At 42.8% G+C, this 25,071-nt stretch carries 36 protein-coding genes and 2 pseudogenes; 27 read left to right on the top strand and 11 right to left on the bottom strand.

The window, feature by feature from the left end:
- The first annotated feature begins 1 nt into the window (after position 1).
- From C7R92_RS31060 to C7R92_RS30990, 17 genes are all read left to right on the top strand, one after another.
- Complete coding sequence (locus C7R92_RS31060) at positions 2 to 250, top strand: hypothetical protein (RefSeq protein ID WP_106836799.1); 249 nt, start codon at positions 2 to 4, stop codon at positions 248 to 250.
- Positions 250 to 684 (top strand): DUF2634 domain-containing protein, encoded by a 435-nt coding sequence (locus tag C7R92_RS31055; protein WP_106836798.1) that lies wholly within the window; start codon positions 250 to 252, stop codon positions 682 to 684. Before C7R92_RS31060 ends, C7R92_RS31055 begins: the two co-directional genes overlap by 1 nt.
- On the top strand, positions 672 to 1,487 hold the full coding sequence (locus C7R92_RS31050) for a baseplate J/gp47 family protein (protein WP_106836797.1): 816 nt from the start codon (positions 672 to 674) through the stop codon (positions 1,485 to 1,487). Before C7R92_RS31055 ends, C7R92_RS31050 begins: the two co-directional genes overlap by 13 nt.
- Positions 1,484 to 2,056, top strand: coding sequence for a putative phage tail protein (locus tag C7R92_RS31045; RefSeq protein ID WP_106836796.1), 573 nt, complete (start codon positions 1,484 to 1,486; stop codon positions 2,054 to 2,056). Before C7R92_RS31050 ends, C7R92_RS31045 begins: the two co-directional genes overlap by 4 nt.
- Positions 2,053 to 2,370, top strand: coding sequence for a hypothetical protein (locus tag C7R92_RS31040; protein WP_106836795.1), 318 nt, complete (start codon positions 2,053 to 2,055; stop codon positions 2,368 to 2,370). Before C7R92_RS31045 ends, C7R92_RS31040 begins: the two co-directional genes overlap by 4 nt.
- Entirely contained in the window at positions 2,371 to 2,643 is a 273-nt protein-coding gene (locus C7R92_RS31035; protein ID WP_106836794.1) for a hypothetical protein, read from the top strand.
- A 134-nt stretch (positions 2,644 to 2,777) separates the two neighbouring features.
- Entirely contained in the window at positions 2,778 to 3,251 is a 474-nt protein-coding gene (locus C7R92_RS31030) for a VOC family protein (RefSeq protein WP_106836793.1), read from the top strand.
- 126 nt (positions 3,252 to 3,377) lie between these two features.
- Positions 3,378 to 5,564, top strand: a complete 2,187-nt coding sequence (locus tag C7R92_RS33050) for a hypothetical protein (protein WP_244195881.1) — start codon at positions 3,378 to 3,380, stop codon at positions 5,562 to 5,564.
- Positions 5,564 to 5,758 (top strand): XkdW family protein, encoded by a 195-nt coding sequence (locus tag C7R92_RS31020; protein WP_106836792.1) that lies wholly within the window; start codon positions 5,564 to 5,566, stop codon positions 5,756 to 5,758. The genes C7R92_RS33050 and C7R92_RS31020 overlap by 1 nt, the downstream gene beginning before the upstream one ends.
- On the top strand, positions 5,758 to 5,895 hold the full coding sequence (locus C7R92_RS31015; RefSeq protein WP_106836791.1) for an XkdX family protein: 138 nt from the start codon (positions 5,758 to 5,760) through the stop codon (positions 5,893 to 5,895). Before C7R92_RS31020 ends, C7R92_RS31015 begins: the two co-directional genes overlap by 1 nt.
- 97 nt (positions 5,896 to 5,992) lie before the next feature.
- Positions 5,993 to 6,451, top strand: coding sequence for a phage holin family protein (locus tag C7R92_RS31010; RefSeq protein ID WP_106836790.1), 459 nt, complete (start codon positions 5,993 to 5,995; stop codon positions 6,449 to 6,451).
- A 2-nt stretch (positions 6,452 to 6,453) separates the two neighbouring features.
- A complete protein-coding gene (locus C7R92_RS31005) occupies positions 6,454 to 7,260 on the top strand; it encodes an N-acetylmuramoyl-L-alanine amidase (RefSeq protein ID WP_106836789.1) in 807 nt (268 codons plus the stop codon).
- Positions 7,261 to 7,265: 5 nt separating this feature from the next.
- Positions 7,266 to 7,412 (top strand): hypothetical protein, encoded by a 147-nt coding sequence (locus C7R92_RS32170; protein WP_158265787.1) that lies wholly within the window; start codon positions 7,266 to 7,268, stop codon positions 7,410 to 7,412.
- Between the two features lie 397 nt (positions 7,413 to 7,809).
- Positions 7,810 to 8,958: an RCC1 domain-containing protein gene (locus C7R92_RS31000; protein WP_106836788.1), complete on the top strand. Its 1,149-nt coding sequence runs from the start codon at positions 7,810 to 7,812 to the stop codon at positions 8,956 to 8,958.
- Positions 8,959 to 9,247: 289 nt separating this feature from the next.
- Complete coding sequence (locus C7R92_RS33480) at positions 9,248 to 9,580, top strand: RNA polymerase sigma factor (protein WP_106836787.1); 333 nt, start codon at positions 9,248 to 9,250, stop codon at positions 9,578 to 9,580.
- Entirely contained in the window at positions 9,523 to 9,738 is a 216-nt protein-coding gene (locus C7R92_RS32525) for a helix-turn-helix domain-containing protein (RefSeq protein ID WP_146147644.1), read from the top strand. Before C7R92_RS33480 ends, C7R92_RS32525 begins: the two co-directional genes overlap by 58 nt.
- A 123-nt stretch (positions 9,739 to 9,861) precedes the next feature.
- Positions 9,862 to 10,368 carry a cell wall hydrolase gene (locus C7R92_RS30990; RefSeq protein ID WP_063231077.1) on the top strand — a complete coding sequence of 169 codons (507 nt, stop codon included), beginning with the start codon at positions 9,862 to 9,864 and terminating at the stop codon, positions 10,366 to 10,368.
- A gap of 62 nt (positions 10,369 to 10,430) precedes the next feature.
- Here the strand turns inward: C7R92_RS30990 and C7R92_RS30985 are convergent, their stop codons facing one another.
- Positions 10,431 to 11,171 carry a hypothetical protein gene (locus C7R92_RS30985; protein WP_106836786.1) on the bottom strand — a complete coding sequence of 247 codons (741 nt, stop codon included), beginning with the start codon at positions 11,169 to 11,171 and terminating at the stop codon, positions 10,431 to 10,433.
- A 393-nt stretch (positions 11,172 to 11,564) separates the two neighbouring features.
- Here C7R92_RS30985 and C7R92_RS30980 point away from each other — a divergent pair, with 393 nt between their 5' ends.
- Positions 11,565 to 12,389, top strand: a complete 825-nt coding sequence (locus tag C7R92_RS30980; protein WP_106836785.1) for an ATP-dependent DNA ligase — start codon at positions 11,565 to 11,567, stop codon at positions 12,387 to 12,389.
- 58 nt (positions 12,390 to 12,447) lie between these two features.
- Here C7R92_RS30980 and C7R92_RS33045 read toward each other — a convergent pair whose 3' ends face one another.
- Together C7R92_RS33045 and C7R92_RS30970 are read right to left on the bottom strand one after the other, a co-directional pair.
- Entirely contained in the window at positions 12,448 to 13,566 is a 1,119-nt protein-coding gene (locus C7R92_RS33045) for a fibronectin type III domain-containing protein (protein WP_244195880.1), read from the bottom strand.
- Between the two features lie 300 nt (positions 13,567 to 13,866).
- Positions 13,867 to 14,559: a hypothetical protein gene (locus tag C7R92_RS30970; protein WP_106783910.1), complete on the bottom strand. Its 693-nt coding sequence runs from the start codon at positions 14,557 to 14,559 to the stop codon at positions 13,867 to 13,869.
- A gap of 115 nt (positions 14,560 to 14,674) precedes the next feature.
- On the opposite strand from C7R92_RS30970, the gene C7R92_RS30965 reads away from it, so the two are divergent.
- The 4 genes and pseudogenes from C7R92_RS30965 to C7R92_RS32165 all read left to right on the top strand — a co-directional run.
- Positions 14,675 to 15,448, top strand: a complete 774-nt coding sequence (locus tag C7R92_RS30965) for a M23 family metallopeptidase (protein WP_106836784.1) — start codon at positions 14,675 to 14,677, stop codon at positions 15,446 to 15,448.
- Positions 15,449 to 15,623: 175 nt separating this feature from the next.
- Positions 15,624 to 15,914, top strand: a pseudogene (locus C7R92_RS30960) (sigma-70 family RNA polymerase sigma factor); the annotation flags it as partial.
- A gap of 130 nt (positions 15,915 to 16,044) precedes the next feature.
- Entirely contained in the window at positions 16,045 to 16,212 is a 168-nt protein-coding gene (locus tag C7R92_RS30955) for an XkdX family protein (protein WP_106836783.1), read from the top strand.
- A gap of 54 nt (positions 16,213 to 16,266) precedes the next feature.
- Positions 16,267 to 16,440, top strand: a pseudogene (locus C7R92_RS32165) (glycoside hydrolase domain-containing protein); the annotation flags it as partial.
- Here C7R92_RS32165 and C7R92_RS33040 read toward each other — a convergent pair.
- The 6 genes from C7R92_RS33040 to C7R92_RS30930 all read right to left on the bottom strand — a co-directional run bounded on the left by C7R92_RS33040 (position 16,441) and on the right by C7R92_RS30930 (position 19,493).
- Positions 16,441 to 16,773 carry a hypothetical protein gene (locus C7R92_RS33040; protein ID WP_244195877.1) on the bottom strand — a complete coding sequence of 111 codons (333 nt, stop codon included), beginning with the start codon at positions 16,771 to 16,773 and terminating at the stop codon, positions 16,441 to 16,443.
- 384 nt (positions 16,774 to 17,157) lie between these two features.
- Entirely contained in the window at positions 17,158 to 17,310 is a 153-nt protein-coding gene (locus C7R92_RS32160; RefSeq protein WP_158265786.1) for a hypothetical protein, read from the bottom strand.
- A 192-nt stretch (positions 17,311 to 17,502) separates the two neighbouring features.
- Entirely contained in the window at positions 17,503 to 17,763 is a 261-nt protein-coding gene (locus C7R92_RS30945; protein WP_106836782.1) for a hypothetical protein, read from the bottom strand.
- Positions 17,764 to 18,003: 240 nt separating this feature from the next.
- Positions 18,004 to 18,210, bottom strand: a complete 207-nt coding sequence (locus tag C7R92_RS30940; RefSeq protein ID WP_106836781.1) for a hypothetical protein — start codon at positions 18,208 to 18,210, stop codon at positions 18,004 to 18,006.
- A 92-nt stretch (positions 18,211 to 18,302) separates the two neighbouring features.
- Positions 18,303 to 19,094 (bottom strand): DUF2935 domain-containing protein, encoded by a 792-nt coding sequence (locus C7R92_RS30935; protein WP_106836780.1) that lies wholly within the window; start codon positions 19,092 to 19,094, stop codon positions 18,303 to 18,305.
- Positions 19,095 to 19,304: 210 nt separating this feature from the next.
- Entirely contained in the window at positions 19,305 to 19,493 is a 189-nt protein-coding gene (locus C7R92_RS30930; protein WP_017247634.1) for a hypothetical protein, read from the bottom strand.
- 314 nt (positions 19,494 to 19,807) lie between these two features.
- Here C7R92_RS30930 and C7R92_RS30925 point away from each other — a divergent pair, with 314 nt between their 5' ends.
- The 5 genes from C7R92_RS30925 (at position 19,808) to C7R92_RS30905 (ending at position 22,683) form a co-directional block, all read left to right on the top strand.
- Entirely contained in the window at positions 19,808 to 20,302 is a 495-nt protein-coding gene (locus C7R92_RS30925) for a DUF1648 domain-containing protein (protein WP_106836779.1), read from the top strand.
- 138 nt (positions 20,303 to 20,440) lie between these two features.
- A complete protein-coding gene (locus C7R92_RS30920) occupies positions 20,441 to 20,866 on the top strand; it encodes a DMT family transporter (RefSeq protein ID WP_069850407.1) in 426 nt (141 codons plus the stop codon).
- Positions 20,867 to 20,889: 23 nt separating this feature from the next.
- Positions 20,890 to 21,588 (top strand): Crp/Fnr family transcriptional regulator, encoded by a 699-nt coding sequence (locus tag C7R92_RS30915; RefSeq protein WP_106836778.1) that lies wholly within the window; start codon positions 20,890 to 20,892, stop codon positions 21,586 to 21,588.
- Positions 21,589 to 21,609: 21 nt separating this feature from the next.
- A complete protein-coding gene (locus C7R92_RS30910; RefSeq protein WP_069850402.1) occupies positions 21,610 to 22,077 on the top strand; it encodes a DMT family transporter in 468 nt (155 codons plus the stop codon).
- A 102-nt stretch (positions 22,078 to 22,179) separates the two neighbouring features.
- Complete coding sequence (locus tag C7R92_RS30905; RefSeq protein ID WP_106836777.1) at positions 22,180 to 22,683, top strand: CarD family transcriptional regulator; 504 nt, start codon at positions 22,180 to 22,182, stop codon at positions 22,681 to 22,683.
- Positions 22,684 to 22,752: 69 nt separating this feature from the next.
- On the opposite strand, the gene C7R92_RS30900 is transcribed toward C7R92_RS30905, so the two are convergent.
- A complete protein-coding gene (locus C7R92_RS30900; RefSeq protein ID WP_106836776.1) occupies positions 22,753 to 23,721 on the bottom strand; it encodes a GNAT family N-acetyltransferase in 969 nt (322 codons plus the stop codon).
- 151 nt (positions 23,722 to 23,872) lie between these two features.
- The gene (locus C7R92_RS30895) at positions 23,873 to 24,940 is read right to left on the bottom strand and encodes a CapA family protein (protein ID WP_106836775.1); all 1,068 of its coding nucleotides are present in this window, start codon (positions 24,938 to 24,940) and stop codon (positions 23,873 to 23,875) included.
- Positions 24,941 to 25,071 lie beyond the last annotated feature (131 nt).

The following is a 25,071-nucleotide window of genomic DNA, read 5'->3' as shown; positions in this document are numbered from 1 at the left end:
TATGCATGCAGCTATTGCAAAACTGAGAGGGCTGACACAGGACGGCATTGAGAATACGCAAGGGGAGTTCGGCAAGCTTTTGTCGCTCTCACCCTTGTCTGTAAAACTGGATGAGGACCCAGCACCGTTGGAACGAGATGAGATTGTTACCTTGCGCTCAGCCCAATTACGCCAAGAGGATATAGGGAAAATGGTTGCTTTAATTTCCTGCACGAACGGTCAATATCTCCTCATTGGGGTGGTGGAGTGATGTTTCCCACTCTGGAAGGTGATGAGACACAACTCATTCAGTCTGTGGACGATCCTATTCCATGGACATATAAATTTGACAGGACCACAAAACAACTAATGCAAGGACCGGATGGTCGGTATTTGAGGACGACTACATACGCGGAGTACTTGGAGGAGACTGCAAAGAAAATCCTGAATACGCGTCGTTTCCGGTACGAGATTTATTCAGAACAGTATGGTGTGGATTTCCTCTTTGAAGTGGGGAGAATGCGCTCAGTGATTTCGGTGCCAACTATAAAGACACAGGTACAAGAAGCGCTTGAGGCTCATGGTGAGATTGAGCATGTGGAAGTATTCGGAATAAAGTTTGAGGAGAACCGATTGGTTTTTTCACTCGAAATTGAAGGCATAAGGGGTAAAACCCGATTGGAGGTGGATACATGGCAACGATAGAAAAACCGACCATGCCCATTCTACGTGAGACGCCTGATCAAATCTATCAGCGTATGGCTAACCGGATGTTGGCCATCGCACAGTTGCGCGGAGACACGCCCCCAGCGACAGAAGAGGGAGAAATCTTTTATGACCTCGGATACCCGATTGCGGAGGAAATAAGCGATCAACAACAGCTATTGGAGTACGGGTTTCTCCAGCGGTTCCTGCCTTGGGCAGATGGGGAGTTCTTGGATGCTACAGGAGTGTTCTTCGGCTTACCTCGTAACGAGGGAGAAACGGACGACGCCTACCGACAACGCCTTATCGACCGAGCCCGTACCGAAGAAGGAGACGGCAGGCGCCAAGACTACGAGCGGTGGGCGCGAAACATTGATGGAGTAGGCGGAGCAGTTGCAATCGAGAAGGCGCGGCATGACCTATCTATCGACTTGTATATCACAGACCTGACAGGCAACCCTGCGGGGAAGGAACTGGCTACGAGTGTGCGGACGAAACTGGAAGACAAACGAAGGGCTTTGCACGACTTGCAGGTACTGCCAGCGAACGTTTATCCGGTGACTATCGCTGTAAAACTTGTCTTGCGGCCTGATGCGGAATTCGAGAAGGTCAAAGACCAAATTACCACACAAATCAAAACCTACCTAAAAGGGCGTTCTCAGATCGTGTACCAGCAGATCGGGGCGCTCTTTTTCGTAGACGGCGTTACCGACTTCACGAGCTACATCCTAAACGGCGGGGAATTGAATTTAACGGTTCCTGCTGATTCTGTATCGACCCTAACCATGGCGGTGACAACATGATACCTGAGCGCTATAGACGCAAGTTACCGCCCCAGTGGTACGAGAATGACGTAGCAGAGTACCATTTTGAAGGATCGGCAGAAGCAATCGATGCTTTCAATACGCAGCACGAGGACATCTTACAGCAGTTTAGCCCATGGTCAGCTACCTGGGGGTTGGATGTCTGGGATTGGATTTATTTTGGAAGAAAGCAATTGCTGAGCATTGAAGAACGGCGCAAAAACATCCAGCAAAAGCACTGGTCGTATCTTGGATTTACCCCAAGCGTGCTACGTGCAATTGGTTTGAGTTCATCCGCATTTAAGCAAGTCCAGATGGTTGAAGATTTCGGGAAGAAGGTTATTCGGTACGTTTACCCGATTGAAGATCGATTCGATACAAAGAACGCGGTACATGCGGTTGAGAGGATCAGACCAGTACATTGTAATGGTGTCGCCTTTGAACCTGTGGTGTCCGAAAAAATCGAGTTGCGAGACGTCTTAGTTGTCGGGATAAAGGAGTATCACAAGGTCTATGAGTTTCGAGTAGGAATGACACCAATCAAGCGTTATGAGGAGGTCGTGAAATGATCCTGCCAAGCTATCTGCAAACCGCTCGGAATGACTTGCTAGCTAGGGTATCTGGCGGCGACATATTAATAAACGGGACAGTTTCGGTGCCTGTACAGGCTGTGGAGATTTCCTCACATCCGATTGCGGGCATTCAAGACGGGATAGCACTACAAGTATCTGCTCAACATGTAGCCAGCGTGCCAGTCATCACGGATGTGAAGTTGAGGACTCGGACGGGAGCTGTAGTTGCTGAGAAAACAGAGACTATCGAAATGAACGGGGCACAGTTTGTAAACCTGACCTTTGTTATTGAAACGAGAGGAGGAGTGTAGGTGTCGTATGTAGCAAAAACGGATTGGAAGCATGACGATCCTGTTACCGAGCATGACATAAACCGTTGGGAGCGAGGGATTGCGGATGCTCACGCAGAGCTTGCGGTGTTAAAAGCAGATGTCTCGAACCTGAAAGTCCGAGTGAATACGATCGAATCCACCTTGCCTGACGGATTTGTACACAACAATTTTAACGATGACCTGTCCACTATCAGCTCAATCAGGGTGATTCGGGGCTACTATAACGAGGCTCAAAGTCGGTTGGAGGTGTAACTCCAGAATGAGGAAACCTGCCAATAACAGCCATTATCATTGGAATAATTAGAAAATTATTATTTACAATTGATGATAAGCAAATATATGATATTAAAAAGTATAATAACTCGTGTGGATGGGAGTGATGTTACTTGATTAAAGGATTGTACGAGGCTCATTTGCCTGTGAAAAACTTGGAAGTTTCAATAGAATTTTATACTAGACTTGGGCTGAAATTTGCTTGGCGAGATGATGAAACTGCCTTCTTTTGGATTGAGGAAGGAAAGAGCTGGCTTGGTCTATGGGAAGGGAAAGAGCATCAGACTCCTTACCATCCTTCTTTGCGGCATATTGCTTTTCAGGTATCTTATGACGATCTAAAGCAATCTTTGCAGTGGTTGGAATCAATTCAAGTAAAGGCTGTGCCATTTGGGAGGAGAAACTCTGTTGAACCATTTGTTCGTCCGTATCTAGGGAATGCTTCAGTATATTTTGATGACCCAGATGGAAACAGCTTAGAATTGATGTGTAATGTTGTTGTACCCGATGATTTAAAACATATTACAAATAAGTTGTTAATTCCTGAGTGGGAAGAATTGTTGGTAAAAACAACAAGTCAAAATTGAAAACACGTTGATATTACCCCCCCCATCTATTTTTAGGACGGGGGTGTATTTTTGTGGAGGAGGTGACCTGAAGTTGAGTTTTATTACTTCAAATAACGGCCATTTGCAGAAGGGAGGCAAGTATCAATGGCAACAGGAGACCTAATTAAACTCGGAACGCTTTATCTAGGTGGGACAAAGAGGGAAAGACCCACGAGACCATGGGATATTTACGTAACTCCATCAGGAGCGCCTGGGCGTGGTAACATACCAATGTATAGCAATCAGTCGATTGAAATACGAGATACAGATTCTGATGATGCTTACAAAATACAATGGCGAGAGGTTAACGACAACGGAAAAAGATTGCTAATCTCAGATAGGGTCATACTCTGGGGCATTGCGTGGGATGTCTTAAATTCTCTAGTTTTAGCAAGCGGAAAAAATATTACGATTGATGGTCAACAATATATTTTACGACTACTTACAGGGGGGACTAGCAGACGAGGGTCAGATAATTATGCAGGTGGTTCTCCTGTGAGTAATGAGTGGGACCGTATTATTGTAAACGAGGCTGGAATCAGTGGATTGCCTGTGCCTACAAGCTCTGACCTTGACAACACACAAAATAGCTCTGATTTGAATGGTACGCATAATCAGTATTGGAATTGGTTCTACGCTCATACATGGGGACAAGATGCTACAGCTGCAGGTCGTGTTATAAGAGGTTACTACTCAGCTAGATTCTTAAATGATACAGCTAAATCTTCACAAGCAATGGGTGGATGGCGACCGGTGCTCGAGGCATTAAATACATCACCAACACTAAAACTTACTTCACCACCAGAGAATCTTCTAGGGGCAGATGGCAATTGTGAGGACACAAGTAAATGGACAAAGAGTTCAGTTTATATTTCTTTGACTCTTGAATCAAACAATAAGAAATATGGGAACAACGGTATCAGATATTCAATTTCTGGTTATGGTAGCAAGGCTACTGGCGGGTTTTGGAGTCGAGATTTATTAACCCTTGTGGACAAGAGTCAATACTACGTTGCACTGGTAGATGTGAAAAACGGTAATGCTGATTCTGCGTTCTGTAAGGTGTCATTCAAGGCTGACGGTTCTGTCTATAAGGATGGTAATAGACTAACTGATAGTACCCAATTCAATACATCTCATGTAAAAATTTCTCCTACTGATCTTGCTACTGCTAATGCTAATGCACTCACTGTATGGGGGGTTGTAACAGCAGACGAAGGGGAATATGCGTATTTTGACGGATTCCGAATATACCAAGTAAGTCAGGATACTTACAATAAGATAGACGTCGATCCTGAATACACTGGAGAAAGACTTGGACAAAAGTTCCCGTTTACCGACCCGACAATAAATCAGACATTATCGGAAGGCAACACAATGACTATTCAGGGATCAGTAACTGATACTGACGCCAATGATCCCGTTACGATCTACCTGCAAATTAATAACGGAACCATATTGGCTGTAGATTCCAATGTATCAGATGGAGCTACAGCCATTCCTTTTGCCAAAACACTGACCTACAAAAACAAACGGGTCTACTCTGGCACAACCGATCTAGTCGGCGCGGACTTGGCGGAGAATACGGATCACACCTTAAAAGTGTGGGCCGAGGACAACAAACAGGGGAAAAGCACAGAAGTTATCCGGAAGTTCCGGATCATTTGGAACCGTCCACCAGTAATCGACGGCGAGAATAAAGACCTCGGCTCCTTTATGCAGCCACCCACGGTGAAGTATTCTGCCACCGATCCAGAAGGCAACAATTTCACTTTTAGCGAGTACCTGAACGGGAAACAAATCAGGTCGTTCCAAGGTGTGGCAGGGCAGCAATACACGGTAGAAATCAGTCATGACGCTTGGATTCGATTGGATTTGGATGTACAGCATCAAATCAAGATCGTTGCCACGGACAGCGCAGGAATCTCATCCGAGCGAATTTTCACATTTACCCGAAAAGAGACTCATATCGAATTTATGCTAGAGTACGGAAATCCAGATATTAAAGCAGACTTCACATTAGACGGTATGCCGTTACGTGTACTAGTGACACTTGAGAGATATTTACCAGAAGGCTCGTCAATTGAAAGTGTGAAAGTTTGTAATAACTACTTGGATGCTGTTCCAACATGGGAAGACTGCACGGGTGCGGTAAAGGGAAATCGGGGTTATCTCTTTACAAATAAAACGAAGACTGCCGCAAATTGGGCAATCAATCTATGGGTCATTCTTGCCAAGGGAACAGCAACAGAGCGAGTCAGAATGAGCGGCTACGGAGGTGCTTTCGATTAATGGATATGCAAAATAAGAAGGCTATCTCAGTGATTAGGGAACAGCAACAAACAGATCCAGTTATGACAATGGGACAGGAGCTTTCCACACTCAAAATTAGCAATATCCAAAAGGATGCGTTAATCCAAACAATGGGGGAGCAGCTGGCCATGGTAAAACTGGAGCTAATCCAGTTGAAAGGAGGTGGTAACTGATGGCATTTTGGTCAGTGGCATTTAGCATGAAGTGGGTCACAGCTGAGAAGTTGCGACTGGCTGTAAAAACAACATCAAATCCTTTCGGAGAAATCTCCCCGGAAGAATTCAAGCAAATCACTAACCAAGAATTCTAGGTTGGTGATTTTTTATTTCAACAAGACCTTGAGTAAGCTTCGTTCCTAGCGGGGCTATTTTTGTTGCCCCGAGGGGGGTGAGGAGGAAGATGAGCTGATGAAGTTTTTACAGAGTTTAGAGAACGTAGTTACCCCGGCAAACGGAATAGCAGCAACCACGGGAGTGTTTCTTACCCCGATATTCCAGTACCTCTATGGAAAGGGGCGGCTCGATATTTTAATCGTGCTTTTTCTTATGATTTCACTCGATTGGATCACTGGTATTTCCGCAGCGAAAAAGGACCATACCTACTCGTCTGATTATGGCCTTTCCCGAATCCCACGGTCGCTGTTTCTTTTTGCATTGCCGGCCGTAGCAAATTTGCTGGATCGGGTGATGGGCACACCCGGTTTTCTGTTTTATGGCGTCACATTCGGTCTACTCTATCATACATGGAACAGCCTCACAGCGAATGCACACCGAGCAGGTTGGCCTGTGCCGAAGTCGGTCGTAAATTTGGTCGGTTCGGAGATCAAAGCCAAGACTGAGCGTGCTGCACGAAAGGAGACAAAATAAGAATGAATTTGACGATTCCAGGTGCGCGTGTCGTTGACGTTCGCGCCTCTTTGCCACGACACAAAACACTAAGGTATGGAAGGCGTAAGCTGACTGACATCCGATCGGCAGCCATCCATCATTCGGCTACCTTGAGCGGATCACCGGAGGCATTTGCTCGCTATCATGTAGGCACTAACGGATGGCCGGGCATTGCTTATCATTTTGTGATCCAAAAAGACGGTGTTATTTACTGGTGCAATGAACCAGAGGTAATCTCCTACCATGTTGGCAATAGCAACCGTCATGCGCTAGGCATTTGTCTTGTAGGTGATTTCCGGACACAGCAACCAACAGCAGCACAACTTGATGCGGCGAATCGCCTGATCCAGCATCTGCAGGTACAGATTCCTACCATGAAGCAGGTGTTTGGTCACCAGGAGTACCCCGGCTATGCATCGAAAAACTGTCCTGCATTCCCGATGGGTACATTCCGAACAAATTACTCACAATTCTTGCAAAAAGCTGTGGGTAAAGTGGATAAGCCAAAGCAAGTCCCGGTTGCAATCAGCCTGAATGGCTCGCTGTTATCAGGGACTGGTTTCCTACAGGATGGTGTATCCATGCTACCTGTAAGAGCGGTTGCAAATGCTGCAGGTGGAAAAGTGGAGTGGATTGAACAGACGAAGGACGTTCGCGTTAATGGCAAAGACCTAAATGAACAGATCTTAACGGGTTCGGCTTATGCTCCAGCTCGTGAGCTGGCTGCCGCGCTTTGTCTACAGATTGAGTGGGATGGTAGTACAAATACAGTAAAATTGAGAGGATGAGTTTCATGGATAAAACAAACAAGAAGAAACAGGGTGTATTGATGCTCGTTGGGGGAGTTCTTGCAATTATTGGGGCAGGCTACGGGTTTTTGTCAGATGAGCAAGTTCAGGCGATCCAGAAGGCTTTTGAATTACTATTAGCTGCATTCTAATAGGAACAGCCCTCCTTTGGAGAGCAATCTTGGGGAGGGCTATAACATATCTCTAAGGACACAAGCTTACAGAAGTTTACACTTCCGGAGTTTTCGGTTAGAAAAAAAATAATCGGTAAAATAAAAATAGAAACTCAATAACTTGGGCAGCAGGAGTTTATACAACATAAAGCCCAGAATTGAAAGCGAGGGATGTAGCACATTTCAAAGCAGATTCACTGAGAGGAGGAAGAAATTCTAAGAACTTTGAAAGCGTTGCTTAATTATGATGTTTAAAGAATTTATACTAGTAATATCAAGATATATACAAATTATCATTAAAATGGAAAAATTTGACATTTTCAAACACTTTAAATAAACTTAAAAAGTGTTAAATCATAACTAAAAGGGGATAATCATGAAAAAGATCAAAAAATTATCAGTAAGTCTTCTAGTTTCCGCTTTGCTGTTGATGCCTGTAGGACAAGCATTTGCATGTGAAGATCACGAAAAGATTGAGTTAGTAAGTGCTGGTAGTTATCACTCACTTGCTCTTAAATCAGATGGAACAGTATGGGCTTGGGGGCATAATTTATTCGGACAATTAGGGGATGGCTCCACTAAAGAGAGTACAGTCCCAAAACAAGTGTCTGAACTAGGTAATGTTATAAAGATTGATGCAGGTTCTGGATCACACTCACTGGCATTAAAGAAAGATGGAACGGTATGGGCTTGGGGAGCTAATGGACAGTGGCAAGTTGGTAGTGCAAATGGAAGCACCATAACTGTACCTGCTCAAATTGAAGGACTTAATGAAGTAAAAGATATCACAGCGGGATCTGAATTTAACTTGGCTTTGAAAGAGAACGGAACGGTATGGGCTTGGGGGAAACATGAACTAGGGCTAGGCGACAAAGCTTTAACTAAAGCTTCTAAGATTCCTGTTGAGGTTGCAAATCTTGATGATGTAAAAAAAATCAAAGCAGGGAGTTTCCATTCACTTGCTTTAAAAAATGATGGAACTGTATGGTCTTGGGGAGATAATCAATATGGCCAATCTGGTCTGGGGAAAAGTACTTATAATTCAAAGGTACCTGTGCAGATCGAAGGGATGACGGATATTATTGATATTTCAGCAGGTTACAATTATTCCTTGGCCTTGAAAAGTGATGGGACAGTATGGGCTTGGGGAGAGAATTCATATGAACAATTAGGTATAAATAATAAGACCACCCAATATACTCCAGTACAAGTTATGAATCTTGAGAATGTAACAGAAGTTGAAGCTGGTAGATATTATTCTTTTGCCAAAAAAGAGGATGGAACAATATGGGCGTGGGGCTCCAATGGACATGGAGGATTTGGTAATGGAGAGATAACTAATTACTCCTTACCGGTTGAAATTACTAACTTAAAGGGTTATAAAACTTTATCGTCTGGAAATGTTCATTCTTTGGGGGTAAGTGCGGAAGGAGCTGCTTTCGGATGGGGAGGCAATCCTTGGGGACAAATTGGAGATGGAACCAAAAATAACAAAAAACAACCAATTCAAGTTTTAGGACAATAAATCATTTCAAAGATTACTAAATTAACGAAGCCCTACTTTGGAGCGATCCGGGGAGGGCTGTTTTATTTGTCTTAAAATGCAATTTGAAAGCATTTAACAATACACTTACTTACAAAAGTTTACATTACAGGAGGAATCAGCAAGGAAGCTGGATTATTTAGTAAAATGGATACAGTAGATCGAGACGTGCCAGTGTGAATCTGGCACGTTTATTTTTTGTTTGAAAAGCGAACGTACGATCCTGTTTTTGGTTTTGTGGTTGCGAAACTCTTAAAAAGTAGGTGAGCGTTTGACGAAAGAGGAATGCAGAACAATTTTGCGACGCATTGCCTGGAACCTGAACTATCGAGAAAGAAAGAGGCTGCGTAATGAATGCCCGATTCTGGACGACTTTGGAAGGCATCTGGGCACGGTTAATCACGACGGAAGCCTTTTTGTTGAAGAGTTGTTACGGCAACTATCCAATGAAAAGGAAAGGCACGTTATCCGCAAGATCGTCTTAGAAGGCTTCACAGCAAAAGAGGTCGGAGAAGAACTAAATATGGGAGAAAGAGGCGTGAATCAATGCAAAAATCGAAGCCTAAAGAAACTACACCATTATGTAATTACGCATTCAGTTTAATGGTCGAACGAGCAAAATCTGGAGACAATGAAGCGTTACTCAAAGTCTTAGAAGAAATGCAACCTGAAATTCACAACTTAGCGGGTTTTCTCAAGCTCCCAAAAGAAGAGGGAGTTCAGGAGATTACGACACGGTTTATTGAGAAAATCAGGGGATGAAAAATTCTTTACTTTTTTTTGCAAAGCTGTTCCGTTTTACCCCTGTTTTTTTCCTAGATAGGTGAAAGCGACGATGACCGGTCAAAAAAAGTTGCTTATCACACAATAAGGGAGAAATGAAACATGGCATATCCATACGGTGAACCATTGGAAAATTACGATGAGTTAGAAGGTCGTGATAGTGTAGATTTACTAGCACGCATTATTTACGCTGAAGCGAGTACAGAATCAAAGGAAGGAAAACGAGGAGTTGCTTTCGTAATTCAGAATCGTAAAGAATTAGTGAGAAATAAGGCTCCGCATCATAAAGAATTTGGGAAAAAAGCCACTTTTGAGTCTGTGATTCTCCACCCTGGTCAGTTTAATGGTGCGGAATCCGATCAGATGCTGAAGCCAGTTCTTAAAAGTAAAGCTTGGAAAGACTCATTGGATATTGCGCAAAATCTGAGTGATCAAGATAATCCAATCGGAACCTGCCTATGGTTTAATGGTGTTAAAGTATTCCAAAAAAATACAACGTCTAACGAAAAGTATTACACAGGTTGGGGTGGCAAGGCCAAGATCGTAGAACGAGAAGATATTGGTGACCATGTATTTTTCCGAGTAGAAGGTTACTCCGTCACGAAGTAATTGGACAAGGCTGTACACGTGTGCAAGATGGTTACATGTGTACAGCCTGTTTCTTTGTGAAATTACAATTTCTCTTCAAAAATCTTCCCGTTAAATTGGAACATCTTTGCTTCAGTTTGCGAGTCAGGTTTTTTGATTTGCTTTTGCTCTACATCTTGTTTATAGGAGTTTGCGAAGTAGTGTAGGGTATCATTTTCTATGTGGTAAGTGCCCAATGTCACGGTTAGGATGCCTTGAAAGGAGGTGACTTTTTTCATTTCTCCTTCCCAAGCGATTACTACTTTTCCATTTTCGATGTACCATAGGTGCGCGGTTTCGACATGTATACCTGTTCCGCCAGAATGATCAATCGTTTTATAGATTCGTTTGCCATTGCTGGTACTATAGGGGATGAAATCATCCAGTTCATCAGGTTGCACTAGACCATCTTTTGGCACATGCCACTCTTCCTCAAATATCAGTTGATATTGTTCGTTTTGTTGATCAAAAACAAAGAAAGCCCCTGTGTGAGCCCCTCCTGGCGCTGTGACTACAAGTTCCATTTCTTTGTCGTCATCTAGATTGAGTGTTTTGTAGTATAGAAAGTCCAAATAAAGCTCATTTTGAGAAGTGGCTTTGTTTTTACTTTGTTCCTTGATCCACTGCTTAACTTTGTCGGTAGTAATATTCGGACTTACGTTGTTTTTGACAGGAGGAGTGGCTATGGCTTGAGGTTGATTCGAAGCATTTATTGCTTGTGATGGAACTGAAAGTATGCTCGCAAGAGATAGGATTAGTCCAAGTGTGATCCCTTTTTTTATCACGGATTTGTCACCTCATAGAATTCTATTTAACTCAACTGTTAGACGTACAAAAACGGAAAAAGTTACAAGTTAATGGGAATATAATCCATTACACAACGAATTGACCTGTTTTTTCAAAAAATCATAATTAAAGAAAGGGGAGCTCGGAACACTGGAGGAAGCGTTGAGAGTTGTTCGTGAAATCGATTCGGTACGGAAGCGATTCAGGTTGGTGAGCGACTGGGCAGCAGATTGGATCAAAGTAGACGACCTCGTAAGCGTCACGAAGTAATTGTAAATATCTGATTGTTGAGTATATCAGGGTGTATATACTACAATATATAAAACGACCATAACCTTACATTTTCTCCTCGACATGTTCGTCGGGGATTTTTTAGTATTGAGGTGACAACAATGTTTATATCTCCGATGTTACTCGAACAAGTCGATAAACCCTTCTCTGATGGACGATACTTCTTCGAGCCAAAGATAGACGGCCACCGTCTAATCTTTTCACGAAGTAATGGACAGACGCGCCTTTACACAAGGCATAACAACGATGTGACCTCGAAGTACCCCGAACTCATTACGGATGGTCCTGACAACGTGCTGGACGGCGAGCTGGCGGTAATGGACCCTGAAACGGGTATCCCTGACTTTGAGCTGACTATGCAGCGTTTCCAGTCGAAGAGGTCGCGGCTGCCGATATCTTACGTCGTGTTCGATATCCTACATTATAATGGTGCTGACCTTAAAGGACTTCCTCTCATGGAGCGCAAAGCCGTCCTAGACCGTGCAATACCGGATACCCCAACCATGAGCAAAATAGCGTACATTGACGGATACGGTGAGGACTTATGGGACGCAATTGTTGCTCGAAACATGGAGGGAATAGTCGCCAAGCATAAGGACGGGCGATACCACTCGGATAAACGTACAAACGATTTCATAAAGGTAATCAACTACACTTATGCTGATGTCCATATTGCGGGCTGGCGTAAGGGAGACTTCGGATGGTTGGCACATTACAACGGACGACCAGCAGGCCTGATTGAGCTTGGTGTACCGCCAACTCACAAGCAGGCGTTTTACGGTGTGGCGAAACAGTTGATTACTGGTGAGGATCGCGATTTTGTGTATATACAACCGCAGATAAAAGCCAAGGTTAAAATGCGAAACTGGACAAAGAGCGGCGTGCTACGATCACCAGTGTTTGTTGATTTTATTCTTTCAGCGTAGATCAGCGTCTTTCAAAATTTGAGGCACCTCCTATCTAACAGGAAGGTGCCTCGTCGTGTTATTTGGTATATTCCATAACTTCAAAGGATTGAATCTTGCTGAAAGCTACATAATCTTTTCGAGCTGTAAATGGTCCTTTGTTAAAGTCCTTGTCGAACATATATGTTTCTTTGCCACGACCATCTGCACGGCCATTATACCAGTTGATAAAGTCTTGTACTTCTGATGCAGTTAATTCATACTCCTTCTCAAGACCACTGATCATCTTGATAACTAACAGTGCTCTATCCCCAGTAATGGGATCAACAGGATCGGTATTGCCTAATGGGGTTAGAGCTACTTCATTCGAGTCTTTAATCTCACTATCTTCATTAACTGCTGTTACGATGTAGTAGTATGTAATTCCTTTTTCAACGTCTTCATCAGTGTAAGTTGTATTTGTCACTGTTGCGATGGTTTCGTATGGCCCGCCAGTATTTATAGAACGTTTTACATTATAAATAGTTGCCCCATTAATTGAGTTCCAGGAAAGGACATTAGATAGATCATGTGTATTACCACTAAGAATTAAATTAAGGTCTTCCTCATATCCGAACATTTTTAACTCTCCAATATAAACGTAGCCTTTAAAGCCATTGTTTGCAGTAACACGAATTTGATATTTTTTGTAGGATTTTTCATTAGTAAACTGATAATTCCTAACCTCATTTATCTTCCAGTTTGTCTCGTTCTCTACAGTATGGAGAATGTTCCACGAGGTTCCGTCCCATCCCTCAAAAGTCCAGCTTTTAGCCATTTGAGTAACACCATTTGACCAATTCGGGGATTCTAAAGCGTATTTTACTACAGTTTTTTCTGTAGGAAATTCATATCCAAGAAGAAAAGGATTAAGTTTTAGATCACCCAGATCCCCACTTTGAGCGCCACCAGCGTCTCCTGACGGATTTTCGCTATTTTCAATATTCAGCCCATCAAATGCACGCCATGCTTGGTACTTACTAGAATACTGTGAATTTGAAAAGGCTGTTCCACTAGGTGCAGTATTACTTGTCATTTTAGGAATTAAATCTTTGGTGTATTGTTCCTCCGCATGAACTATACTTTGCCCAAAAAATAAAACACAAAACATAAGTGCATAGGAAAAAAATCGCTTGTTGAACCATTTTGCCAAAACCATGATAATCCTCCTCTAATTGTTAAAAATGGATAATAGAACAAATCACCTTTGAAATATATTACAGTTCTTTGATTTGAGCAAAACATTAAAAGGAATAAATTCAAATCAACGGAATAGTCAGCGGAATGTTCAAATTATGTTCAAGAAATAGCAAACCCGTCCCTATTTTGAGGAGACGGGTTTTTTACTGTGAATGTTTATTCGATCAGGAATCTGCGGGTACACGAAACAAATACTTTTCTCGACCGGGATTCCAGTAGGAAACTTAATTTCACTTTTAAGCAGTAAGCGTACATAGGTTTACTTTGTATCGACCGATTTCATGTCGATCATCTCTAAAATTTCATCATAAGTCATTTTTTTAATCACATTATAGTCAAGTGCTCTAAGTATAAAGTCACGACGTAATCGTTCTTGTTCATTTTTGGGTTCAGGAAGATTTTCTCCTGTAGCTATAGTGTTAAAACGAGGATTAAAAGTTTCCATGTAGTCGTCTGCGTTAAGTTCAACCCATACTTCTTTGGTAGTACCGTCTTTTAGTGTTAGAAGGTAACTTGCTTTCACGAGATAACCGTCATTATTGGGGTTTCTCTCAGCCATAATATTTTTAATACTAACTTCTTTTGCGGGAAGTGTGCCTTGTTTCTGCATATCTAAGTATGTTGCAAGCTCTTTATGGGTTGTAGATAATTCGCTCCTTACTCGTTCTTTTTCGTCAGGACGTAAATTCCAAGTGAGATAAAAATATGTATTCCATAGATCCTCTTCATTCTTTTGTGTAAATAAATGATGCCATTCGATTGCTAGTATTTCTGTCATGCGACTTAAGGTAGAGTCGTGGTTCTCTAATCGATCAAGAATTTCTAGCTTTTTACTATAATCTGCGGGCGTAGGTTGAGGACTTTCCTGTTTTGATACTGCATTGCTACTAGTCGAACAGCCAACTATCGAAACGGCAGAAAGCAAAATAAATAACGTTAACTTTTTGTACACTTGAATTACCACCTTTTTACATATTTATTATCTAAATTAATTGAAAATTTGACAAATAAATACTATAATCGTATTGGTAATAATATACCATAAAATGAAAGGAATGGAAGTATGTATGAAGAAGATAAGGGCAGGTATTCTTGGTTTAGCTCTCGCGGTATCAGCTGTAGTCAGTGCTGGCAATGGAACAGCTTACGCAGAAGGGATAAATCCATACGATGATTTTAACTGGCAGTGGGTTACTACTGATACTGAATTAAGTAGGGGATATTCTAAGAGTCATAAAGGAATGGATATTGCAGTAAATAAAGAGCCTGTATACAGTCCACAAAGAGGAACCGTATTAAGTGCAGGTTATTGGACAAGTGCAGGCAATTATGTGGCAATTGAAACAAGAGACAAGGACCCTGACACGAATTCTAAACTAGTAATTAGGTTTCTTCATTTAAAATCCAAATCTGTATCTACAGGTGATTCTGTGAGCAAAGGAGAAGAAATTGCGGTATCAGGAAATACTGGTACAGATAGTACTGGTCCTCATTTGCATATCGATATAAATAATGAAGGGGAGTATGATGGGAAGGATATTAACTATTCAAATACAATAGACCCTAAATACTTCTGGCCTCACTACTTTGATGGCCCGACCTTTGCGCCACATGAAGAGCATGAAACCGAAGAGCATCAAACGGAAGATGAATTATTACGTAAATTTGACAGTGAAGAATACTTTTTTGAAGACACCCTTATAAATTATGTAGGGGAAGAAGAATTTATGAAGTGGATTAATTCACAACCGTTGGAAGATCAAACAGTACCAAATTTTAAAAAGGCTTTTAATATCTCTGATGAAAAAGAAAAGAAATTAAAGAAACAAGCTAGGGAATAGCCGCAGAAATTAGATAACCCAATGTCAAATGACAACCCGTCCCTGTATTGAGGAGACGGGATTTTCTTATTTCTTGATTATTGGAACTATATCCATTTTGAGAATTTACTTCGACTATCGCGTGTATTTTTTAGTAAGCGAAGCTTATTTAGAATACGGATAAACACATAGGGTGAATGAAATCACTTTGATCGACGTCCTTGGCACAGAAACCGACGAAGTGGTCGACGCTGTGCAGCTCAAGCTGGAGTCCAATAAAATTTACCAGCACATACACATCCTCGATGAGCGCGAAAAAGAAGTGATCATCGGCAGGTTTGGGCTGGATCAGGACAAAGAAAAGACACAGCGCGAAATTGCGCGTGAGCTGGGCATCTCTCGTTCGTATGTATCCCGTATCGAAAAGCGAGCGTTAATGAAGTTGTTTAATGAGTTTTATCGGACGAAACAGCCGCAGAATCGGTAGTTTTTTCGCAGCGGAGGACGCTATTTTGATGGAGGCATTTCGTAGTTCGTTCTCTGCAAAGAAATGACATTTCATTACAAAAGCTTATTCCAGTAAAATACAGACAAGTGAATGGGATGAAGCCACTCGGATGCCGGGTGGCTTTTCTATTTGCTTGCTGTATCGTTTCGGCGAGTATACGGCAGAAGATGTCACCCGTTTTGTAGAGCTAGGAAAATTAACACCCGAACAATATGAAGGGATTACTTGTGAAAAATATGATGCATCGGTAGTAGAACAGCAGGAAACGGTGCAATAAGCGTCTTGTAGTGACTTTGGCAGCGGGCGGTGGGGTATGTAATTTGTCTGCCGCTATCTTGTTCCTGTGCAGTATGAATGGAAACGTCTCACACGAGCAGAAGCGGAGGCGATCACGGTGGCTGGGATGCAAATTGTCTCCGTCTTTCAGCGGGGAACAAACGATGCTGCTGGTGGAGCAATCAATGGCAGAAGGGACGGAAAAGCAGCAGCTTTCCAAATCCTTTAGTTACTTTCTATGAGGTCGTTTAATCCGAGACAAAGAAACTACACTTTTGAGTACTCCAAATAAAGCAAAGAAAACGATTGATAATGAAAGGATTAAATTACCAAAAAGGATGGTTGTCGGATATTCAAACGGATTCTTGATATAAACTTTGTAATCGATCAAATCCCAAAGAATAATACTTGAAACATCTTGCTGAATAAAAGGAAATGGCGCTCCAATAAGCACATGATTCAGTTGCTTAACATCAGTAATGGTAACTGGAAAAATAAGCGGAGTGAAAGCGATTAAAAGGAAACTTGTAATGAACGTGTATAAGACAAACTTTTTACTCATTTTTATCATCCTCATAATGTTGAATACCAGTAACCATGAAAACGGCGAGGCATAGCATCGTTACTATTCGTAACAAAGCCACATGTGTAAAAACGTTCACTACTGCCATGGAAAGGGCAACTACTGAAAAGATATTGAACCAAAGAGGTCTATTTTTCATGAAGGATCACCAGTATTTTCCTTTTTGTAACAATTTTAACAGATGATTTGATTGTATGCACTACAGCGAATGCCATCAGTCTGTTGTTTGATTGTCAATGTTTACTAAACACAAGATTATTAAAATGGTGCCAGGAATTGTAACAAGAAAAACTCCCTAATAATCAGGGAGTGGTGATAATGCAACCAATGTGTTTAGCATGATGGTTCTTGGAGAAGGTCACATTACATAACGGGTTCTGGGCACCACCAACCGCACCCATGACGCATGCAAATCCAGATACAACTTCCAGCTTGAGCTGGATAATAAGATGAATGTTGTACCAATTGACCTTTTACTTTCTTGTATTTCTTAGAATTAGATTTCTTCTTTTTCATGGGATATTTCCTCCTTTATGATGATCTAAAATAAGGTATTAACATAATTTCCCTTTTGACTGTACGAGTGTTCTCAAGTGACGAAAATGGATGCAAAAAAAGGTATTAGGAAGGTCGCCACAGATAATATCGACAGTATAGATATCAACACGATGAGACACCATCCTGTTTTATAGGAGGTGCCTCATTGTATTATTTGGTATATTCCATGACCTCAAAGGATTGGATTTTACTGAATACTACATAATCTTTTCTAGCGGTAAATGGCCCCTTGTTAAAGTCCTTATCGAACATATAAGTTTCTTTTCCACGTCCGTCTGCACGGCCATTATACCAGTCGATAAAGTCTTGAACTTCGGATGTAGTTAATTCAAACTCTTTCTCGAGTCCACTGATCATCTTGATAACAAGAAGTGCGTTATCACCGGATGGCTGAGGATCTGGATCTGGCATCTCAGCATCTCAGCATCTCAGCATTTCCTTGCATGAATTCAACTTCACTAATTACGGTATGAGTATTGCCATGCCGATTATTGGCAGTAATATTGAAGCGATACGCTTTATAGGGCTTGGAGTTATCAAATGTAAATTCTCTTTTCTCACCAAGCTTCCATCCTTCAAACGTCCAAGTGGTAGGAGCTTCTAAATGTCTATATGTCATGTCAGAGGCTAATTTTATCGTATACTTTCCAACTACTGTTTCAGTTGGAAACTCATACCCCAAATAATAGGGGAATTGACTAATATCGGCCGGATGCCAAGAGGTTTTTTCATCATCGTGGGAATTAAATCAACTGAGTTTTGATCTTCTGCATGCCCAATGCTTTGACCAGAAAATAGAATAGAAAACATGAGTGCCAAACTAAAAATTTGCTTACGATACCTTTTTGCTAAAAACATCAAAAACCTCCCTGAATTGTATTTAGTTCGTTCAAGAAATACAAAACCCGTCCCTGTTTTTATAGGAGACGGGTTATTCTTATTTCTGATAGCTACTTTGTGTGTGTAAGGGATACCTCAAAGGCATCTAAAATCTCTAGAAAATGCGAGGCTTCTCTAAACACATGGTCAGCGAGCAATGGGGGGATTATGCTCTTAATTTTGCATTCCTCAATCAGATCACGAGCTGTTTTTTTGAAGTCACGCAATTGACGGACGGATACGCGATTTTGATCGACAAATTGATTCAGTAGCGGTTTCGTTTGAGACTGGGGGCGCATGGAATCTAGATCCTGAGCTTGGAACAATAATTGATCAAAATCATGACTAAACTCTCTAGCCTGATCCACTAGCTTTCTTTCGGAAGGATCGAGCAAATGGTTAATAAATTTCGCATGGTCAGCCATGATTCGTAGGAAGAAGACATTTTCATTAATCACCGCATCAGGTAAGGGATCAAGGTTTCCCGTATTCAGTTGTTCTAATCGATTCCGAAAATAGGCAGCCTCCCTACTTGTGTGATCGACCAACAGCGGAAAGTTGTTACCACCGATTTTGCAACCAATAATGAGTCCGAGTACTTTGCGTTTAAAGGCCCAAATATAGGAAACGGCATTGTGAACCATCTGATTAAAGTCATAGATTCGTTGGGGGTCTACGTCAGAAGAAAAGGCCAGGGCTTGGCTTTCAATTTCTTCAAAAATGCTGTAAAAGCGATTCGCTTCTTCAATCAATTTTGTGTCTTCGCAGTTAAAGCCTAATTTGAGAAACAGGGAGTGTTCTTTCATGATGCGAGACCAAAAACGTATTTCCTCTAACGAGCGTTCAACAAAAACATCTGTCATATAGTACCTCCGCATAAGAATGTGGGCGGATCACAGCCCATTTTCCACTTTTGATCACACATGATGTATGTCTATGCGTTTACCCAGTTTCGTGAATGGGCATGAGCACAGAATCCACATCCGAACCAAGCCCATTTCTCCATACGATTGTTTTGGGCGTTTTCTCGCTTGTCCCATAAAAAAAACTCCCAATAACGGGAGTTTTCCAAGTTAATAACGACGCATCGAATGCATTTGCGTTCTGTGGTGATGGGCCCGCATGCGATGGAAGTGTTCTCTTTCTCTAAAGGTATGATGACGCATGCGATCATGGCGATGTTCAAAAGCTAAAGAGCGATAACGTTCTGCTTGCCTCATGTGGTGATGCATTCGCTGTCGATGATGCTCAATCGGATCCATGACACTTCCCCCTTAACGGTTGGTACTTTATAGGATATGAGGACAGCTTCCTGCTTGCTTATGCATGAGTGGATATCGCAAAGAAGGAATGAAAAAGAGGCGTAAAGCCTTTAGCTTTCGCCCTGTTCTGAAAAAGGTTAATCTTTTACTCGATGTATACGGCTCTTTCAATCGCCTGCTCTTCATTCGGAGTGAGTGATTGAAAAATAAAGCGGGCATAATCGCCCAGAAGTGTGTGACGGATTGACCTTGACTCGCAAATAAACATTAATGGTAAAATACTTGTAGGAGGAGCAGCAGTAAGGGGGGAGAATATGAAGCGACCAATCATAGATATACCAAAGACAGGCAGCGAATGGTTATGGGATGTAGTTGGTTGTTTATTTTTCGTGGGATCACTTCTCTTTTTAGTCTTTGTCTGGAATCAGCTTCCTGACGAGGTGCCTGCCCATTACAATGCTCTGGGGGAAGTAGATCGCTGGGGCTCAAAATGGGAACTGCTTCTTTTACCTGGGATTGGCGTCTTTATCATTTTCCTCATGCAGGTACTCGAAAAACATCCGGAGCTCCATAACTATCCGGCACGCTTCACTGAATCGAATGCCGATCAGTTTTATTTGCACAGTCGAAAAATCGTGAACCAAATAAAAAATAGCTGCTTACTTATTTTTTCCGTAATCTTGTTGGAGTCGGTTTCCATTGCTCTAGGATGGGGAGGCGGCTTTGGGAAGTGGTTTCTGCCGATCACCATCATTGGGATGATCGTTCTGCTTGTGATAGGAATCGTGAAACAAAAGAAGATTCAATGAGAAGAATGAGCGAGAGGTCCTTCTAACGGGAAGGTCCTCTCCTTTGTTTTTTGCAACGAAAATCATGAGGACATATGTCCTTCCCTATCCACCTTGCGATCCTTTTTAATTAGGAACAGATCAGTGTGAGGTGAGAGGATGAAAGGAATTATTTTTGCTATATTGGGCGGTGTTTTCATTACCTTGCAAGGTGTAGCGAATTCAAGAATCAGTCAAGATATTGGTACTTGGCAAACCGCGACACTTACGCAGTTAACGGGCTTCCTCACGGCTTTTTTACTTCTGTTGATTTTTCGAGATGGAAAATGGCAGGCATACAGGCGAGTGAAACCGTTATATTTGACAGGTGGGGCATTCGCCGCGTTTATCATTTTTAGCAACGTTACTGCTATCCACCATATCGGGGTAACCATGACGATTTCAGCCCTCTTGATTGCGCAGCTTAGCCTGACTTTTCTCATTGACAGTAATGGGTGGTTCGGTGTTGATAAACAAAAGATGAGGCTACCGCATTTTATCGGGATCGGGATGATGATTCTGGGGGTACTGATACTGAGGGCCTGATGACGAGAGGGTGAAACAGAGGAATGAAGGAAATCGAAAATCGTGAGCTTTTGCAAGATTATCTCCATGCCCATCAGTTAGCGTCTGTTTTTCATGAGCCTTTTCTGTCGCATTTGTCCTTGTATCAATTTGATCAAGGGGAGCTCATTTGTGCTCAAGGCGAATCAGCCTGTCATCTGTACGTTTTGGTGCAGGGAAAAGTAAAGATTTTTACGACTTCCCCCGAAGGGAAAACCCTGATCCTTTCCTTTAAAAAACCGCTTGAAGTGATCGGAGATATTGAGTATGTAAGGGGAATTCCTTATCTAAATTCGGTGGAAGCGGCCTCGACTGTTCTGATGATCGGAATTCATTATCGCTGGTTGAAAAAATACGGAACAGACTACGCTCCACTCCTGCAATTTTTACTGCAAATCATTACGCATAAATTTTGTGTAAAGTCCAACTCATTAAGTATCAACCTTCTGTACCCAGTAGAAGTACGTTTCGCTCGTTATTTGTTGTCCGTTTCGATAGAAGAGTGGAATCCTGCCAACAAAGAACAGATCAGTACGAGCAATCTCTTGGATGCAGCGAATATGATTGGAACGAGCTACAGACATTTGAATCGGGTCATCCAGCAGTTCTGCAAGGAGGGACTGATTGAGCGTGCCAATGGATTCCTTCTGATCAAGGATCGGGAAGGTTTAGCTAAACTGGCGAGCGAGACTCCGAACGAATAATGAGACAGGAGTGTCAAAATCATGGTAGTCGGGCTATTCTTCGCGTTACTGGCTGGCTTGTTGGTCAGCCTGCAAAATATTTTCAACAGGAAAGTAAGTGAACAGGCAGGAACATGGTCTACGACGACACTTGTGCTTGGGATGGGATTTCTGTCTTCTTTGACGATGGGTCTCCTTTTCGAAGGAACTCAGTTGTTTTCACTTCCATCTATGCAGCCGTGGTACTGGTTCAGTGGCATGATCGGCGTTGGGGTGGTCTTTTGTCTGGTGCAAGGGATGAGACTGCTTGGCCCAACGTATGCCATCTCCATCGTTCTCACTGCCCAGCTTGGCTTCGCTTTATGGTCGGATTCAATCGGCTGGTTAGGGCTGGTTCAAGTGCCGATTACTTTTACGCAATTGTTAGGGGTTCTGGTCATTGTCGGAGGTGTGATCGTATTTAAACTAGGCGGCGAATGGCAACAGAATTGCTCAATTAGTAAGAAGTAATTTTTTTGTTGACTTAATTTTAAACGTCATGATAAAATAAAAAATTTCAAATTCAATATTTGTGCTATAATGGATTTAGATTGCTTTGAAGGAGGTGGACGTATGTTTCAAGTTGGAGACAAGGTTTTTTATCCGATGCACGGGGCAGGCGTAATCGAGGCGATGGAGGAGAAAGAATTTCTGGGTGAAAAACACCTCTATTATGTGCTCAACATGCTGCTGAAAGAGTTAAACATCATGGTCCCGGTTGAAAAGATGTCCGCTCTTGGTATTCGAAAGGTGGTCGAAGCCGACATTCTGAAGAATGTTTTGGCCGCCATGCGAGAGGGGCAACGCGACACCACCTTGAATGCAGCGCAGCGCTACAAGCTTCATACAGAGAAAATGAAGAGTGGCGATATTTACGAGCAATCTGAGGTCATTCGTGATTTGGTTGGTATGAGTAAAGAAAAAGTATTGGGAACGAGTGACAAAGTGATGCTGGATAATGCGCAGCAGCTCCTCATTAGTGAGATTGAACTGGTAAAAGACGTAAATACCGATCGGGCAACAGAGATGCTAAAGAAAGCTGTATGCCCAGAAGAAATGTCTGAGATTGTGCCATAAATTTTGTTCATATGAGGTAAGCAAGGGGAGTGATTGTTACTACAATCGCCCCCCTTTTTTGTATGTCCATTACAGCAACAAGCCAGAATCTAGAGAAAATTCTTGGCGACTGGCAAATTGGTGGTATCCAGCCCGTAAAAAGGCTTTAGCCATTGGCGTGTTTTTGACATCGGTATCTGCGCGGATGTATGTTTCTCCGGCTTGTACAAGAACGTCAGTGGTCTGCTTCAGCAATCGATCAATATAGCCGTGTCCTCTCTGCTCGGGGAGAACACCGATGTATCCAATTGTAGCAAAGGTGGGGCTGACCGTAGGCATCAAGAAACCAATAAGCTCATTTTTTTCTGTATAGGCGAGCTGCCACCATTCCGGTTCGTATTTCATTTGTTGCAAATCTTGGAACATTTCCTGTGCTTGGGCTTGAGGGCCTTTTTCCAAGCGCTCCTCTGTAATTTGTTGATCATGGGTGAATTGCGAGACGCGCATGATGGCATCCACAAATGCAGCCTCACCAACCTCAGGAAGACTGCGGTAGACGATCAGATCATGCGTTCCGTCTGACGGTATAGCAGTTGCCTCAATCGGTGCATGCCATTCGAAGCGGTTTGTTTCCCGGCTAATTCGAAAACCGAGCGCTTCCAGAACATTTCTTCGCTCTTGGTGATCCGTTTGCCATTGGGGAGAGGAGGAAGGTGAATCCAGAATATAGCCGATTTTCTCCGAAAGATTCCCTGCCATGAGTGTGTAGACTTCGCGTAAGAAATGAGCTCCGAGCGAAGGACATTCTGCTTCTTTCCATGGAAGCTCCCACAATACCAAATCGGTCGCTTGTTTACTGCCAGGCAATGTCCAGAAGGCAAGACGACCAGCGATCTTACCCTGTACCTCCAGAACGAAGCACCAGTCCTGACGCATGGCTCCTTGTGTGAACATTTTGTCGAGGTAAAGAGCGATATCATCCCGAACGGAAGCAGGGTGATCCGGGAAGGCAAGAAATGCAGGTAAATCTTCCGGGTGGATACGGCGAACGGTGATCATGCAAGTCATCTCTCCTTTGTAACCATCTAAATTAATTTTGTTAGTTACAAGTGAATTTTACCAAAATGTTCTGTGAATCGTCAATCGTGGGCTATGTAGGAAAAGAGGAAGGGCAGGGAGCAAACTACCCGCTCCCTCGTTTGTTCCGGTGTTATTCAATCAATACGCCCCGCGACCTGCCTATAATACGGATGGCGCGATTCCACAGCAACAGGAGCTTTTTTCTCAGCAGGGGTCGTACATACAGATCAGGGCTTTTCAAATAGGAACGCATGGGGATGACACGAAAGCAAATGCGCCCTTGACTTACATATCGTTGCGAAAACGTCGGGATGACTGAAATTTGCTCGAGTGAAATCTGATTCCTTTCATCCTTCTCGACAGTAAATCGCAGAATAGCTCCACACTGAGATTGATCAAACGAGAGCATTTTCTCTGATGTGAAATTGCCCAAAGAATACGCGACTAGTGTTTGTCTCTTTGTTCCGTGAGCAGTCATGATACTCGGGGTGACAACAGGCTGCAGAACATGTGGGTGAGCTCCGAGGATGACATCAGCACCGTTGTCGAGCAGGCTTTGTACGAGCTGTCGCTGGCGAGTCGTCGGTGTATAGCGGAATTCAATCCCAAAGTGGAGGGAGATGATCACAACATCAACGTGAGGACGGACCTTTCTCAGGTCGGATAATATCGTGTCAAGATGAAGTAGTCGGACGATCCATGGCGTATGAGCGGGGATCACCTGCTTGTTTGTCCCGTACGTGTAAGCAAGCATAGCGATGCGAATGCCGTTTACCTCCTTGATCAGGAAGGTATTTGCCTCCTCGGGGCTTCGATAGGTTCCGGTATGAGCAAGCTTGTATCGATCCAAAACATCAAGGGTTCGGCATAGTCCGGTTACTCCGCCATCCAGACAGTGGTTATTCACTGTAGTCAATACGTCAAAGCCAGATGTTTTCAAGTCTCGAGCCAATTCATCTGGACAGTTGAAGCGAGGGTAACCGGTTCGTGCCGAACCGATTTGATAGGGCTGTGTTTTCCCGGAAAAGGTGGTTTCTAAATTGCCAATCGTGAGATCTGCCGCTGAGAGAATCGGTGTCACGGGGTGAAACATATCCGTAAAAGAGAATTGATCTGTACCAGGCAGTCTGGCAGTTGCCACCTGCTCTTTCCACATCAGGATGTCGCCTACAGCGGCGATGGTGGCCTTCTTTTTCATGTGCTTCACCTCCCCTCCTACTCTATTCCAGAAGTCGTCCGTCTGATTTGGATAGGAGCGGAACGTTTTCATAGATAATGGTCTATACAGGCTGTCTATGCCGTTCATACAATAGGAAAGCTGATCGAGAA

The sequence above is a fragment of the Brevibacillus porteri genome, assembly GCF_003013475.1.
Taxonomy (GTDB): Bacteria; Bacillota; Bacilli; order Brevibacillales; family Brevibacillaceae; genus Brevibacillus; species Brevibacillus porteri.
Note: the sequence above shows the minus strand (reverse complement) of the source record. Positions and strands in the feature narration are given on the sequence as shown.

Excerpts from the sequence above, each read along its gene's own strand:
- C7R92_RS30955 (WP_106836783.1), top strand. The coding sequence starts at position 16,045 with ATGCCGGGTGGCTTTTCTATTTGCTTGCTGTATCGTTTCGGCGAGTAT.
- C7R92_RS31045 (WP_106836796.1), top strand. The coding sequence starts at position 1,484 with ATGATACCTGAGCGCTATAGACGCAAGTTACCGCCCCAGTGGTACGAG.
- C7R92_RS30920 (WP_069850407.1), top strand. The coding sequence starts at position 20,441 with ATGAAAGGAATTATTTTTGCTATATTGGGCGGTGTTTTCATTACCTTG.
- C7R92_RS30925 (WP_106836779.1), top strand. The coding sequence starts at position 19,808 with ATGAAGCGACCAATCATAGATATACCAAAGACAGGCAGCGAATGGTTA.
- C7R92_RS30905 (WP_106836777.1), top strand. The coding sequence starts at position 22,180 with ATGTTTCAAGTTGGAGACAAGGTTTTTTATCCGATGCACGGGGCAGGC.
- C7R92_RS30935 (WP_106836780.1), bottom strand. The coding sequence starts at position 19,094 with ATGACAGATGTTTTTGTTGAACGCTCGTTAGAGGAAATACGTTTTTGG.
- C7R92_RS31010 (WP_106836790.1), top strand. The coding sequence starts at position 5,993 with ATGAAGTTTTTACAGAGTTTAGAGAACGTAGTTACCCCGGCAAACGGA.
- C7R92_RS32160 (WP_158265786.1), bottom strand. The coding sequence starts at position 17,310 with ATGAAAAAGAAGAAATCTAATTCTAAGAAATACAAGAAAGTAAAAGGT.
- C7R92_RS31005 (WP_106836789.1), top strand. The coding sequence starts at position 6,454 with ATGAATTTGACGATTCCAGGTGCGCGTGTCGTTGACGTTCGCGCCTCT.
- C7R92_RS30990 (WP_063231077.1), top strand. The coding sequence starts at position 9,862 with ATGGCATATCCATACGGTGAACCATTGGAAAATTACGATGAGTTAGAA.
- C7R92_RS31020 (WP_106836792.1), top strand. The coding sequence starts at position 5,564 with ATGGATATGCAAAATAAGAAGGCTATCTCAGTGATTAGGGAACAGCAA.
- C7R92_RS30940 (WP_106836781.1), bottom strand. The coding sequence starts at position 18,210 with ATGTTTTTAGCAAAAAGGTATCGTAAGCAAATTTTTAGTTTGGCACTC.
- C7R92_RS33045 (WP_244195880.1), bottom strand. The coding sequence starts at position 13,566 with ATGGTTTTGGCAAAATGGTTCAACAAGCGATTTTTTTCCTATGCACTT.
- C7R92_RS31015 (WP_106836791.1), top strand. The coding sequence starts at position 5,758 with ATGGCATTTTGGTCAGTGGCATTTAGCATGAAGTGGGTCACAGCTGAG.
- C7R92_RS30965 (WP_106836784.1), top strand. The coding sequence starts at position 14,675 with ATGAAGAAGATAAGGGCAGGTATTCTTGGTTTAGCTCTCGCGGTATCA.
- C7R92_RS30980 (WP_106836785.1), top strand. The coding sequence starts at position 11,565 with ATGTTTATATCTCCGATGTTACTCGAACAAGTCGATAAACCCTTCTCT.
- C7R92_RS30915 (WP_106836778.1), top strand. The coding sequence starts at position 20,890 with ATGAAGGAAATCGAAAATCGTGAGCTTTTGCAAGATTATCTCCATGCC.
- C7R92_RS30945 (WP_106836782.1), bottom strand. The coding sequence starts at position 17,763 with ATGCCAGATCCAGATCCTCAGCCATCCGGTGATAACGCACTTCTTGTT.
- C7R92_RS31060 (WP_106836799.1), top strand. The coding sequence starts at position 2 with ATGCATGCAGCTATTGCAAAACTGAGAGGGCTGACACAGGACGGCATT.
- C7R92_RS31000 (WP_106836788.1), top strand. The coding sequence starts at position 7,810 with ATGAAAAAGATCAAAAAATTATCAGTAAGTCTTCTAGTTTCCGCTTTG.
- C7R92_RS30900 (WP_106836776.1), bottom strand. The coding sequence starts at position 23,721 with ATGATCACCGTTCGCCGTATCCACCCGGAAGATTTACCTGCATTTCTT.
- C7R92_RS31050 (WP_106836797.1), top strand. The coding sequence starts at position 672 with ATGGCAACGATAGAAAAACCGACCATGCCCATTCTACGTGAGACGCCT.
- C7R92_RS32525 (WP_146147644.1), top strand. The coding sequence starts at position 9,523 with ATGCAAAAATCGAAGCCTAAAGAAACTACACCATTATGTAATTACGCA.
- C7R92_RS30910 (WP_069850402.1), top strand. The coding sequence starts at position 21,610 with ATGGTAGTCGGGCTATTCTTCGCGTTACTGGCTGGCTTGTTGGTCAGC.
- C7R92_RS32170 (WP_158265787.1), top strand. The coding sequence starts at position 7,266 with ATGGATAAAACAAACAAGAAGAAACAGGGTGTATTGATGCTCGTTGGG.
- C7R92_RS30930 (WP_017247634.1), bottom strand. The coding sequence starts at position 19,493 with ATGGATCCGATTGAGCATCATCGACAGCGAATGCATCACCACATGAGG.
- C7R92_RS33050 (WP_244195881.1), top strand. The coding sequence starts at position 3,378 with ATGGCAACAGGAGACCTAATTAAACTCGGAACGCTTTATCTAGGTGGG.
- C7R92_RS33040 (WP_244195877.1), bottom strand. The coding sequence starts at position 16,773 with ATGAGTAAAAAGTTTGTCTTATACACGTTCATTACAAGTTTCCTTTTA.
- C7R92_RS30895 (WP_106836775.1), bottom strand. The coding sequence starts at position 24,940 with ATGAAAAAGAAGGCCACCATCGCCGCTGTAGGCGACATCCTGATGTGG.
- C7R92_RS31040 (WP_106836795.1), top strand. The coding sequence starts at position 2,053 with ATGATCCTGCCAAGCTATCTGCAAACCGCTCGGAATGACTTGCTAGCT.
- C7R92_RS31055 (WP_106836798.1), top strand. The coding sequence starts at position 250 with ATGTTTCCCACTCTGGAAGGTGATGAGACACAACTCATTCAGTCTGTG.